Annotated in this window: 11 protein-coding genes; all 11 read right to left on the bottom strand. The window is 47.5% G+C overall.

Features of this window, described 5'->3' with window-relative positions; genetic code table 11:
- Positions 1-12: 12 nt before the first annotated feature.
- Positions 13-480 (bottom strand): PTS sugar transporter subunit IIB, encoded by a 468-nt coding sequence (locus ACESZP_RS08045; protein WP_178038343.1) that lies wholly within the window; start codon positions 478-480, stop codon positions 13-15.
- 18 nt (positions 481-498) lie between these two features.
- Positions 499-915: a PTS sugar transporter subunit IIA domain-containing protein gene (locus tag ACESZP_RS08040; RefSeq protein WP_178038344.1), complete on the bottom strand. Its 417-nt coding sequence runs from the start codon at positions 913-915 to the stop codon at positions 499-501.
- 4 nt (positions 916-919) lie between these two features.
- Positions 920-1993 carry an SIS domain-containing protein gene (locus ACESZP_RS08035; RefSeq protein WP_499708701.1) on the bottom strand — a complete coding sequence of 358 codons (1074 nt, stop codon included), beginning with the start codon at positions 1991-1993 and terminating at the stop codon, positions 920-922.
- Positions 1986-4682 (bottom strand): PRD domain-containing protein, encoded by a 2697-nt coding sequence (locus tag ACESZP_RS08030; protein ID WP_178038346.1) that lies wholly within the window; start codon positions 4680-4682, stop codon positions 1986-1988. The genes ACESZP_RS08035 and ACESZP_RS08030 overlap by 8 nt, the downstream gene beginning before the upstream one ends.
- A gap of 68 nt (positions 4683-4750) precedes the next feature.
- Positions 4751-5770 (bottom strand): SIS domain-containing protein, encoded by a 1020-nt coding sequence (locus ACESZP_RS08025; protein WP_178038347.1) that lies wholly within the window; start codon positions 5768-5770, stop codon positions 4751-4753.
- A 171-nt stretch (positions 5771-5941) separates the two neighbouring features.
- On the bottom strand, positions 5942-7309 hold the full coding sequence (locus ACESZP_RS08020) for an MATE family efflux transporter (protein WP_499708700.1): 1368 nt from the start codon (positions 7307-7309) through the stop codon (positions 5942-5944).
- Position 7310: 1 nt separating this feature from the next.
- The gene (locus tag ACESZP_RS08015; RefSeq protein WP_499708699.1) at positions 7311-9770 is read right to left on the bottom strand and encodes a hypothetical protein; all 2460 of its coding nucleotides are present in this window, start codon (positions 9768-9770) and stop codon (positions 7311-7313) included.
- 117 nt (positions 9771-9887) lie between these two features.
- Positions 9888-10754, bottom strand: coding sequence for a DegV family protein (locus tag ACESZP_RS08010; RefSeq protein WP_499708698.1), 867 nt, complete (start codon positions 10752-10754; stop codon positions 9888-9890).
- A gap of 130 nt (positions 10755-10884) precedes the next feature.
- On the bottom strand, positions 10885-11241 hold the full coding sequence (locus ACESZP_RS08005) for a SpoVA/SpoVAEb family sporulation membrane protein (protein WP_178038351.1): 357 nt from the start codon (positions 11239-11241) through the stop codon (positions 10885-10887).
- A gap of 54 nt (positions 11242-11295) precedes the next feature.
- Positions 11296-12318, bottom strand: coding sequence for a stage V sporulation protein AD (locus tag ACESZP_RS08000; RefSeq protein WP_499708697.1), 1023 nt, complete (start codon positions 12316-12318; stop codon positions 11296-11298).
- Between the two features lie 98 nt (positions 12319-12416).
- Positions 12417-13067 (bottom strand): stage V sporulation protein AA, encoded by a 651-nt coding sequence (locus ACESZP_RS07995; RefSeq protein WP_499708696.1) that lies wholly within the window; start codon positions 13065-13067, stop codon positions 12417-12419.
- Positions 13068-13177 lie beyond the last annotated feature (110 nt).

Here is a 13177-nt window from a genome sequence, read left to right as displayed (position 1 = left end):
TTCTATCTCCAATTAAATAAGTGTCATAATATCTGTCTTTGGCTTGGACGGAATCATCTGCACTTCCATATGTACTCCATCCTGCGCCAGTTCACGTACTCTACCCATGTCCTGCTCATCCAGATAAACTCCATCCAGAACCTGTTTTTTCCCAACTGCAAAGCGCGTTGCTCCAATATTCAGCTGTTTGAACCCTGTCTTTTTCAATAACCGATATGCATCTTCTATACTGTCTACCACAATCATCAGATTATATTTATCCGTTACGCCAGAATTCAGGGCTGCGATACTGTCCTCTATAGTCTTAATCACGAGCTTTACACCGCTTGGTTTTGCCATTCTTATAGATGTGAGCAGTAAAGTGTTATCCATAATATGGTCGTTCGCAATCAACAAACAATCTGCCCCCAGATATGGAATCCATGTCATGCCTACCTGACCATGCAGCAGCCGAAAATCCACTCTGAAAAATTTCTCCATTTTTTCACCTTCTTCCTACTAAAAATCAAAGTTGTTTTCTGTATTCTCTGTCATAAGCGTATTACAGTATACACATCCCTCCATTCCCGCCTTTAAAATAAACTGCACTGTTTCTTCCAGCTTTTCATTGTCTCTCCTGCTGAAACATTCCAGAAGCATGCCTAAATTCATGCCCGTCATTAAATGCATCTTTGGATAATCATTTAGTTTCACCAAAAATGCGTTATTCACACTTCCTCCAAATACGTCCGTCACTACCAGCACCTCCTCATTCGGATTCCCCGGTAAAGCTTCTGTAATTGTTTCCTCTAACGATTCTGGACCGACGTAAGCACTCACAATTTTTACATCCTGCTGCTCACCCAAAATAAGTTTTACTGCATCGTACATTCCCATTGCCAGTTTTCCATGACTTGCCAGTATGATCTTACTCATGTTCTTACCTGCCTCTTTTATAATTTTCCGATTTTGCCTGAACCCATTTTTTCATTCCCTTTGCCAATGGATGTAATCTTTTACTGTCAAGTTCTTCACTGGCCAGATACGCAATTTCCTGAAAGAAAACCAATTGGTATAGTGGCTTTATTTGCCATGCTATCTCTTCTTTACAAAACTCTGCCTCCTTTTCCTCAAACCCGACCGTAAATACATGCTCCGTTACCTCTCGACATCCATTTGCTATCGCGCGCATCCTTTCAAACTCCGATTTTTTATCTCCCACCAGAAAAATTGTATAATTAGGGGTTATCTGATAATACGGTCCATGCAAAAATTCTTCCGGATCACAGCAAATACAGGGGATTCTGAGCGTCTCACTTAATTTTAAAGCTCCTTCGCATACCGTTCCCCATGCTGCTCCTCCTCCACATAAAATAACAGTCTGCATGGATAGAAATTCTTTTCTGTGCTTTTCATACAAATCTTTTGTATAGGAAAACATTTTCTCGGAATACCTGGCACACAGAGACAGATGCCTGTACCACTCTTCTGCAGTTTTACTTAAATTCTTTTTCCGCTCTCCCAGTTGAATCGCCAGAAGAAATAAAAATAAGCTCAGAAGAACAACTCCTTTTGTCACATAGCCAACCGTCTCTTCTCCCAGTCCGTAATCATATATTTTCTCTCTATAAAGTCCCATATCGGATTCTGTATGACCTGTAATCCCATACCAACAAATCTGTCGTCTTTCAGCATCGTCCAGCGCTTTCAGAATGTTTGTGCTGTAACCACTCTGTGATATCAAAAGATAACAAGTCTCTGTGTTGCTTTCTTCATATTCCAGAAAGTAAAATGGAGTAATGATGCGAATTTTCATCCCACTCATGGCTTTCATTCCTTCCAGTGCACACAGGGCTGCATTGTAGGAAGACCCGGAAGCTACCATACAGATTTCATGACATCCGCTCTCTGCTATTTTTTCAGAAAGTCCACTGGTAAGAAAGCTTCTTCGTTCTATATTGTTACGAATGCTATCCGGGGCTTCCTGAATATATTCTTCCATTGTTTTATTCATTTTTCGTCCCTTTCTGATTCCCATTTTGAATATAATCATAGATATAAGCGATTTCACCCACTGGTATTTCTATATGATAATGTTCCTCTACTTCCCGGAAACTGTTCTTAAATATCCGTATGAACTCCTTTTGCTTCTCAATAAAGTTTTCCAGTCCAAAATGCGTATCGCAATAAACTTTTGTAACCAACCGCTCCACCATACAACAGGTATGAATATAGAGCGCAACCTGTGTCTTTCCATTCAAGTTCAAATGATACTGATACTCCAGATTTCGTATAGCCTGTTTAATAAAGTCCATCAGTACATTGGGATTCAATATGGTGATATTTTCAATCACATTCTCCAGTGAAAAATTAGTAAGTAAATTCTGATTAAAAACTTCCAGTTCTTTCTCATTGAAGTATCGCCGCAAAATTTGTTTTAACATATCAAAATCCTGAAATGCAACTACGTCCTCCAGCAGAACCTGTGGAACCTCTGCGCCCTGATTTTCCATCGTGCTAACAATAAACAACGGATTATATTCCTGTAAAATCGGATTTCTATCTTTTTCAAGTAATATCACATCTTTATCACAGGCAATCAGCTTTACATCTATTCTTTTCGGAATACTTTTTTCAAACAAACGAAGCACACGTTCTGTCGCATGTTCTCCCGCCTCTGTGGTAAATAGAATTGCGTCCTTTTTTTTCTGACCCACAAGAATTCTATACGTACAGCTGCTGTTTTTACAGGATTCTTTCAAAATCTCCTCCATATTTTCATAGCATACTATCCTGTTGCCAATATCCAAAGCTGTGCGGGTCGACACATTATTCACAATTCCAAGTTGCATCGTTCCCTGAAACTGAAGTTCCTTGACCATCTCCTCCAGGGAGCCCATGTCGACCAGGAGTATCAGATTATCAGCCATTGCGTATTCACGAATATACTTTTGCACATGCTCTGCAATTTCACATGCTTCTACATCAAGCGGCATGTCGATGGCATCAAACACATAAGATTCCAACAATCGATTCACACAGTCTGCTATGGAACTGGCTGTTGCGTAGCCATGTGCTACAATCAGCCCCATTGTCTTTTTTCTATACTCTCCAGGCTTATAAAAATACAGATTCAGAACGAGAAAAATGGTATCCATACCGCATTCATTCAAATCCAGAACCTTATCCAACAATTCCATCAACCGTTCCGAAATTCGTGTTTCCTCTGGAAATTCGTCTCGAAGAAAATCCAGAATTTCTTCTATATCCTGATTGTTCTCTTCCTCCCATTTCTGTTGATTGGTATCCAGATACATTTTTTTATAAGCCAGTGCAGCCAACACCTCTATACAACTTCCCTGAATAACCACATTCAATTTATCCTGGATAACAGCCGCTATATTTCGAACTATCTGACGTACTGAATCCCTTCTTTTGTTATCCGGACGTTTTTCAAAAATAATATGATCGCTACACTGATTCATTGCTTTTAATGCGTATTTCAGAAAATCATTGACTGAAACTTCTCTTTGTTTCATCTGTTTGAAGCTTTCCCGAATCGCTTCATATGCTTCTATTACCACGTCTTTTTGAGAGTTTTGACTGAATTCCTTCAGGGAAAGTATTTTTTTCTCTTCATAGACTGTATTCTGAATCTCCGAGAGCAGTGCCTCAGGCAAATGTTTTGTGTATATAGATACTATGTCTTTGCTGTTTTCCCTGTCTACATTCGCAGTTGCGCAAACGGTCTGGATCGTATCCCGCAATCCATTAATATTCTGTATGTATTCATGTTTCAGTAACACATGATATACCAGATTGGAAAGGCAAATTTCTCTTTGAAGCTTTATTTCCTCCCGTCGGAAAAAGAATTGTACCAGCTGTTCCTTTTCCTTTAATGGTCTCTCTGAAAGCTCTGGTACGTCAATTCGCATAGGGATTGCGTTCAAGAAACGATCCGTAAATTCTTTTTCAGAAACAGAAGACGTGGAAAATAATAATCTTACGTCGCTTTTATACAATTTTCCGTTTTTTCGAAACTGGTAATCATTTTCCAGAAAAATAGCTATTTCATCCTGCTCTTCTACAGGAAGATATTCCGCATCGCACAGAACTAAAATTTCCCGGTCCAGATTTTGCAGACAGCCTGTCTCTCTTTCATTTCCGAAAAGTATCTCATGCATCTCTTCTTTCTTATGCATACAATGAATAAATTGTACTTTCTCTTGAAGATATTCTCCCAGACATGTAATAAGAAAGCTCTTTCCGCTTCCTTCTCTTCCCTGTATAAACACTGCCAGTCCATTAACCGCTGGATATTTTACTGCTGCCTTCAGTCTCCGGATCACTTCTTTCAAAGAACCATCATTTCCTATTACATTGTCAAAATCTTTACCATTTTTCCTGCATTTTGCAAGGCATGCATCCAGTTCCGCCACACTTAAAAACTCTTCCTGTACAAGTGGCACGCCTATCTCCAGATTTATTGCCTGTTTCTCCAGAAATAACACCGGTCGACTCAACACCTTAATCAATTGACCGTTTTTCGACATTTCATTTAAATATTTAGAAATGACAGATCTGGATACATTTAGCTTTTTTCCTATAATTTCTGCAGTTGCCGTTTTTTCCCCATGCTTTAAATATTCGAGAGTTGCTGACCGAATCTCTTCGATCAGCAATTCTCTTGTTTTATTTTCCATAGCGTTCTCCCTTTTTCAAGCATTACCATTATCTACCGGATTTCTATGAAAAATATAACATACTTTTTTTAGTATTCAAACTGCCTATAATATCTGCGGAAGTTTGCATTATGTCCGGTATAATATTCCATCCAGGCAGCCAGTCTGTTTGTGGTCACTGTTTCCATAATGAGTGCGTCTACCAGCGGGGAATATTTTTCTTTTATTCCACTTTCCTTTAAACTGAAATCTGCAAGATCCAAAACGATATGCTTGCCTTCTACTTTCTTCAGAAATTTTTCCACCCTTTCATCCAGCATTCTGTACTTGCCTGTCCCCTTTACCAACACAAACAGGGTATCCTCATCATAAAGTTCCAGTGTGCCATGGAAAAATTCCGGAGATGTCACACACTTTGTCGGAATCCACTGCATTTCTTCCAGTACGCACATGGTAAACATATACACATCTCCCCAGACCTCTCCAGATCCTACCCAGACCTGATACGGTTCCTTATGATATCTATGCGCCCATTCCTTTGCTCTCGGATCAAACTCCTCTGCTGTTTTTACCAGGAATCTGTGTAGATTCGTGTCAATCTCATCTGCAAACTCCTGATAGTCCGGAAAATCTCCTCTCAGTTCCAACAATTTAAACAGGAAATAGTAAAACGGCAGATACATATTTACGAGATTTTTCGCGTCACAGTACACATTATAAGTGGATACCTGAGCAAGCGGCGTATCTGCGTTTCCTGTAATAGAACAGGTCTCAATTCCTGCCTCCTTCAGCTTCTTGACAGCTTCTACCACTTCTTTTGTATCTCCGGATTTGCTTCCGGTTATAACCAAAGAATTCTTTGTCAGTCTTCGGCTTCCTCCTGATGCCAGTATCTCACCTGCAGGCACAATCAGGGTTTCCACATCTGAATAGTCATCTATCATCTTCTGAAGAGACATAAATTTTGCAGTTGTGCCTCCCACACCCATCAATACAATGTTGGAATAACCTCTCTTATGTAATGTTTCTGCCATTACCTCACAGTCATTTCTGCTAGCCACAGCCTTCCGCCCCTGCAGCATATAATCTTCCACGTCAAAATTGTACATATGAACCTCCTCTTTCTTTTGTTAAATCATTTTCTGATATTTCCTGTTCGGTAAGATAAGTATAAAAAATTACACAAAAAAAATCCGATGTGTAACCTGTTTTCCACACATCAGACTTTTTTTGCACATTATTCATCTGTTCTTTACGCTATTGACCACTGTATGAACACTCTATTCTTTAAATTCAGGTCTCATTTCTGTTTCCCTCACAATCCCCGGGAAGGTTTTTAAAAACAGAACCGTCGTCATGGTGGCGGCCAGAATATCCGCAATGGGCTCTGAGAAAAAGGCCGCCTCTGCGGATACCAGCCTGGGAAGTAAAAGCAGTCCGGAAAAATAAATCAGCTTCCGGAAGGCTGAACAGAACAGCGCCCGCCTTACATGGCCGAGAGCCGTCGTCTCATCCACCAGCGGATACTGTACCGCCAGGGGCACAATCATAGCTGTAAATATCTTGATATAACGCACGGAGCGCAGGCGGATCGCCGCGTCCTTCGTAAACATTCCCACATAAAAGGGCGACAGGGTGTAAGTAAACACCATCATCAGGCTGCAGAAGAGCACGCAGAGTCCGGTGATGCACCAAATGGCTTTTCGAATCCGTCCCGCATCACCCCTGCCATAATTAAAGCTGACCACCGGCTGACTGCCCAGGGTAATGCCGCTCATGGGCATGGTAATGAGCAGAAGGTAGCTCTGCACAATGGTGGCGCAAGTAACCAGAATATCGCCCTCGCCCGGACCTCCGTAGCGCTGCAGCACCGTATTCAGCACAATCAGCAGGATACTGTCGCTGGCGATAATCAAAAACGGAGAAAATCCGAAGCTTATGATTTTCCGCATCGTCTGTTTGGCAAAGCCGCCCCAGCCAAGTCTTATGGGCATTCTTTTTCCCCGCAGGCTCACCAGCACAAAGACGGCGGAAGCAAGCTGGGACAAAACTGTCGCAACAGCCGCGCCGGCCACTCCCATATGAAAGCCGAAGATAAAGACCGGATCCAGAACAATATTGAGTACGGCTCCCAGCATGACGGTCACCATACCCAGGCCGGAAAAGCCCTGGGCAATCAGAAAGCTGTTCATGCCCGTGGATAACAACGCAAATACGGTTCCTAACGTATAGATGGTCACATAGGTATTCGCATAAGGAAATGTGGCCTGACTCGCGCCAAACCACATCAGAAATTTTTCTTTTAGGGCCAGAAAACCAAAGGTCAGAAGCACTGACGTCACCAGCAGCATAAAAAAGCTGTTATTCAGAATCTTCTGGGCCTCCCGCTTATCCCCCGCTCCCATCCGCATGGCCATAATCGGTGAACCGCCCAGGCCGATCAGGGACGCGAAGGAGGAAAGAAGCGTAACAATCGGCGCGCAGACGCCCACTCCAGCCAATGCCAGACTTCCCACGCCTGCGCCGATGTACATTCGATCCACGATGGAATACAGGACGCTTACAAACTGTGCCAGCATGGTGGGAATCGCAAGCCGCAGCACCAGCGGGAATATCGGATCCTTTCCCAAATCATTTGTATGTCTCATTTTAAATCTCAAAATCCTTTTCCAGCAAAATGGTATGACCAAACTCATCCAGTCTGCTCTTCTTCACCTTGCCAAAAAGTCCTTTCTTACCGCCCCGGTCAATAGCTTCATCTACCATCTCCTTGACCTCGGCCACATTCACCAGATGATCGCTGGTCTGATTGTTGCCAATCCGGTTGTAGAGGGCCAGCACGGCCATCTCGTCCAGAACGCATTCCTGCTCCAGCGCGTAGGACTCGCCAAAGGCTACCAGCTCTTTGTTGGTAAATACCGGAATGTCAATGGTGCGGGTGAACTTGGCGCCTAGGCTCTCGCAGCGGATAAACAGCTTACGGATCTCATCTTTTTCATCCTCCAGAATAACCAGAAGACCGCCGGTCCTGCGGGTCATGGCATGGGACAGCTGTACAGCTGTCTCGGTCTTCAGCGCGCCTGCCTTTTCGATCAGCAATGCTCCGCCGCCCAGCTTCTGGATGACGCCGGATACATTCTTGCCGTTCAGATTGTCAGCCGGAACCTTGGCCATCTTCGCGCCCTTAATGCGGCGCTGCTTCTGCAGGGCCTTTACGATATCGGCTGCCAACGTGGTCTTGCCGTTACCACTCTCACCGGTAATAACGATATTGCCCAGAAGGGAATCCTCCCGGCGCTCCTTGCGCATGCGATCTTCTTCCAGAAGCGCCGCCAGCTGCTGGTTCATGCCACGCACGGATGTGAAATACGCAAACAGCTTCTTCTGCTCCTCGGAAAGCTGGCCGGAAGGCAGGGTCGCTACGGTCTCTTCCAGATCCTTTTCCAGGTCGTCCAGCATGGGGGAGACGGACTCAGCTTCTACCGGTTCCGGCTCTTCGGTCTGCGGCTCCGGCTCTGCTTCTGCTGTCGGAGTTTCTGTCTCCTCTTCCGTCTGCGGCTGCTCCTCCGGCTCTGTCTCCTCTGTTTCAGTCATGGGGGCTTCTGCTATTGTTCTCGTCTGCTCATTTTTTGTATCCGCCTCTGACGGCGCTTCCAGAATCTCCAGGATCTCCTGCGGCTCTTTCACTGTCTCGACAGATCCCTCGGATTTCTCCTCAGTTTCAGCTTCTGACGGTGCCTCCAGAATCTCCAGAATCTCCTGCGGCTCTTTTTCCGTTTCCACCGGTTTCTCCGGCTCAGCTTTCTCCACAACGGTTACTTCCGGCTTTGGCTCCGCTGCTGCCTTTGCTTCCGGCACAGTCTGCCGCGGCGCGGCGCTCCGCTCAATGGGATCCACATGCACCTTATAGGGATACCGCCCCTCGATCTCCTCAATCAGACGTAGTACCTCTTCCGGCACAGTCTGCTTTACTTCGATATTCAAATCCGGAAGCTGTCCGGTGGCACGCAGGCGCTCCCGCTCTTTTTTCCGTGCTTCATCACGCTTCGCTGCCTCGGCGATGGCTGCCTCGGTCTCCCGCTTCTTCTCTTCCCAGCTGCTCAGCACGTCTTCGATGCTCATCTGGCCGGTGATCTGTTTCTCTACGACACTCTCGTCCGGATCGAAGGTAATCTGTCCGGTATCCGTCTGTCCCAGAAATCCCGAAGGCCTGACAGGCTCTGAAGGCTCTTTCTTCTCCCGCAGAAGTTTATCCGGATCCAGATCCTCAAACTGCTGTGCCTCCCTCACCTCCGGAGCTTCTTGCGGAACCGCGTCTGCCTGCGGTGCTTCCGCTTTCGGCTCCTCCGGCGTCAGTTCCTCCGCCTGCTCCTCCTGATGGCTCTCTTCCTCGATATAATCCTGCACGCCTGCAGCCAACGCCGCCTGCAGGTTCACGGTATTGAACTTGTCTTCCATATTGACCGTCTTGATCTCGATGGACCGGGCGCGCTCCTCGCCCACCATCTGGCGGTACTTTTCCTCCTGGGAAGCAGTCAGCGGCTGAATCTTCCTCTTCAGCTCCATGGCCTTGCGCACATACTCGCCCTCGCTGAACCACAGAATCAGGTCGTCGCACTCCTCCACACACTTGGAAAGCTGACCGTCCTGATAATAAAGCTCCGCCAGCTCGTAAGCCCACTGCTCCTGATATTCCCGGCTCTTATACTCCTCCAGAATCGCGATCTGATCCTCCAGCGCCGCGCCTCTGCCCTTGTAAATCTTATACTTCAACACATATCTGCCCAGATCATGGGGCGCAATCTTCACGAACTCCTTGTAAAGCTCCACCGCCTCATTGTAATCTTCCATCCTGACCGCGACCTCCGCCATCTTGTATACAATCATACGGCCAATGGGCGCGCAGTCATAAGCAATATTCAAAATCTCATAGCAGTCCTCAAAACGTTCCGTATATTCGTAGGCTTCCGCCACTTCCATCAAAAGGCCCACATTGCGGACCTTTCTCCAGTCGATGGAGTCCGCAATCTTCGCCGCCGTCTCATAATTTTTCCTGTCCAGCTGCTTTTCCAACTGTTCTGTCTTTATCTGAAATTCATATTTATCCAACGATATTCACCTCAGTTATTTCCGCACATTCTTAAGCTTTAGTGTATCACAGGGCTGTATGCTTGTCAAAGCAAAACACCCGGAGAAATTCGCCATTTCTCCGGGTGTAACATACTTTTATTCTGTAATTTCTGTAATAGCCAGCGCCAGCGCACCGTCGCCGATATGACAGGATACGCTTAAGGACAGCGGATCCATAAACCCGACCTCGTATCCCGGGAATGCGGCCTCCACCTCGTCGCGGAATTTCAGTGCTTCCGCCTCGTTGTTGGTGTGCGCGATATCCATGTGAACCTTATGGGCCGCCACGCCGCCGAAACGGGTCTCAATGTCCTCCCGGATATGATCAATCATCAGCTGCTTGGCCTGGTGCATGGTGCGGGCCTTGGCGCAGCTGTCCAGCTTCTCGCCCTGGATGGTCAGCACCGGCTTCAGACGGAGCATGGTCCCGATAGCCGCTACTGCCGGGGTCAGACGGCCGCCTTTTTTCAGGTATTTTAAAGTGGCTACGGTGATGTAGATGCTGGAATTCTTTCCGGTTTCTTCCAGGAAATCTTTGATCTCCTGACCGCTTTTTCCATCCTTCACCATGGCAAGGGCTGTGTCCACGGAACGTCTCTGGGTAACAGAAATCCGGTGGTTATTGACTACAAATACTCTGTCTTCATAATCCGCCGCCAGCGCTGCCGCTGTCTGGCAGGAGCCTGACAGGCCGCTGGACATGGGAATCTGTACGATCTCGTCATACTCCTTTAGAAGCTCGTCCCAAAGCTTCAGGATCGCGTGGGGAGACGGCTGGGAGGTCGCGATATCCGCATCTCCTTTCAGCTTCTCGTAAAACTCTTCCTGTGTCAGATTGATTCCTTCAAAATATTCATTTCCATCAATTGTAAAAGGCATCGGCAGCACATGGATTCCCATCTTCTGTGCTTCTTCCTGCGTAATACCACTGTTACTGTCCGTCACAACCGCTATCTTTTTCAACTGGGCTGCCCCTTTCTGTGCTTTCTTTTATTAAGAATACTGCATATACTGATTTTCTTACTGCAAATATCACAAGTATAGCAGTTTGCGCAGAAAAAGGCAAGAAATTACGTTTATTTCCCTTTCCCTTTCATTTCTTCATCTTCGGCTGAAAGATCAGACTGGCCAGGTAGCCGAATACCAGGGCCGCGCTGATGCCCACGGCGCTGGCTTTGAAGCCGCCTTTAAAGATTCCTAAAAATCCATCTGCATCCACGGCCTCTTTGACGCCCTTCCAGAGGACGTTGCCGAAGCCCAGCAGAGGAACCGAAGCGCCTGCACCCGCGAACCTCTGGAAGGGTTCATAGACGCCGACAGCGCCCAGTACCGCGCCGGTGCAGACCAGCAGTACCATAATCCTGCCCGGCATCATCTTCGTCTTTTCCATCAGGATCTGGACCAGGGCGCAGATGAGGCCACCGATAAGAAATGCTTTTACGTAGTCCATAAAATTCATCTCCTTAATCGAAATATGAGTATGCTTTCGAATATCCCGCTGCTTCTAGCAATGTTCTATCACCACCGCGTGGGCGATGCCCGGTACGCTCTGCCCCTCATTAAAGCTGACCGTGGAAAGTAGCGCGCCGGTGGGCACGAAAAGCATCCGCTTCCACTCGCCGCTTTCAATTTTAGGCAGCAGATACGCCGCCAAAGTCACCGCCGAGCAGGCGCAGCCGCTGCCGCCGGAGTGGGTGTCCTGCTTCTCCGGATCGAAGATCAGTATTCCGCAATCCTGATGCCGGGCGGAAATATCGTACCCCCGCTCGGCAGCCAAATCAATCAGAATCTTCTGCCCCACATTTCCCAGATCACCGGTTACAATGGCGTCGTAGTCCTCCGGCTTCCGCCCGAAGTCCGCAAGATGCGCACAGATGGTATCGCAGGCCGCCGGAGCCATGCAGGCTCCCATGTTCATGGAATCCTTCACGCCGTAGTCGATGACCTTGCCCGGCGTGGCTCCGGTAATTTTCGCGTGTCCGCCACTCCCGGACAGTACAAAGGCTCCGCTGCCGGTGACGGTCCAGGTAGCCGATAAGGGACGCTGGCCGCCGTACCCAAGCGGAAACCGAAACTGCTTCTCCGCACTGCCGAAGTGGCTGGAGGTCAGCGCCAGAACGGCCTCAGAATAACCGCCCTGTACGGTCATGGCTCCCAGCATCAGCGCCTCCCCTATGGTCGAGCAGGCCCCGTACAGACCGAACAAAGGCAGCTTCAGATCCATCACGCCGAAAGAGGTGGCAATGAGCTGTCCCAGCAGATCGCCGGAAAAAAGATACCGCACCGGCGGCACACCCGGTCCCGGCAGCTCCGCCGCTTTCCGCATTGCCAGCTGCGCCGCCCGCTTCTGCAGCGCGCTCTCGGCCTCCTCCCAGGTAGCCTGTCCCGCCATCGGATCCGGCTCCGCCTCATCAAAAAGAGCCCCCAGCGGCCCCTCGCTCTCCTTCTTTCCCACCACGCTGGCCGCGCTCACGATCTGCGGCGGTCTCTGGAAGCAGATGCTCTGTTTTCCTACAATCGTATTCATGTATGTCCGCACCTCCGTGTTCCTTTTTTGCTTTCTTATTTGGAAATTATTTTCTCCGAACACGATTATTTTATGCGGGAGGGCAGAAAATAGTACATTTATAACAGATTTTTTTTCTTATGCTTCCCATTCCGCGCCGCCGTTTTGATGAGGGTGGTGTCCACGTCGTCCTCGTAGAGGCGCATTTCCACCTCGATAGGGGTGGGCTCTTTGGTGAGGCGGCGGCCGCCCAGGTGGTTAAAGAAGGCCAGGATGCCCACGGCCAGGCCTAAAGAGTAGGTGAATTCCAGGATGGTGTAGCCGTCCGAGGGCTGGCCGGTCAGGAGTGTGTAGAACTGACGGAACAGCTCGACGGTGGAGACGTCGTTGTTGAAGGCCATGATGGAAAATGCGGATCCGAAGAAGCATAAGATACAGACCAGACTTACCTTCAGGAAGGTCCACAGCTTATTTTCCCTCGGCTTCGTAGAATATTCCGCCACGAAATCCATTTCTCCCAGATTTTGGATCTCCAGGTTCGGGTAAACGGCCTGGATTTTCTCTACCACATCCAGAATGGAAATGACCGTGCGACCGGCACAGGAGCGTCGTCCCGGCTTCACCTCCTGAAAGGCGTAGAGCTTCTCGGTCTTCAGACGGTTCACGATAGTCGGATCCGCGCACTGCATTTCCACAGCTTCGCCCAGGGTCAGGACGCGGTTGTAGGTGCGGACGTTTTTTTCGGGTTTTACGTATAGGATTTCGCTCATGGGGATGCCTCCGTATATCATACTCTCCAGTTATTTTTAACCAGTCAGGATAATTCTATACAGACAACAAATCTTTCTAAAAGAACAGAGTAAAAATAAGAATAATAGAA

This window comes from Candidatus Dorea massiliensis AP6 (genome assembly GCF_964245105.1).
Taxonomy (GTDB): Bacteria; Bacillota; Clostridia; order Lachnospirales; family Lachnospiraceae; genus Laedolimicola; species Laedolimicola intestinihominis.
The sequence above is the reverse complement of the archived record's forward strand: the minus strand, read 5'-3'. Positions and strand labels throughout refer to the sequence as shown.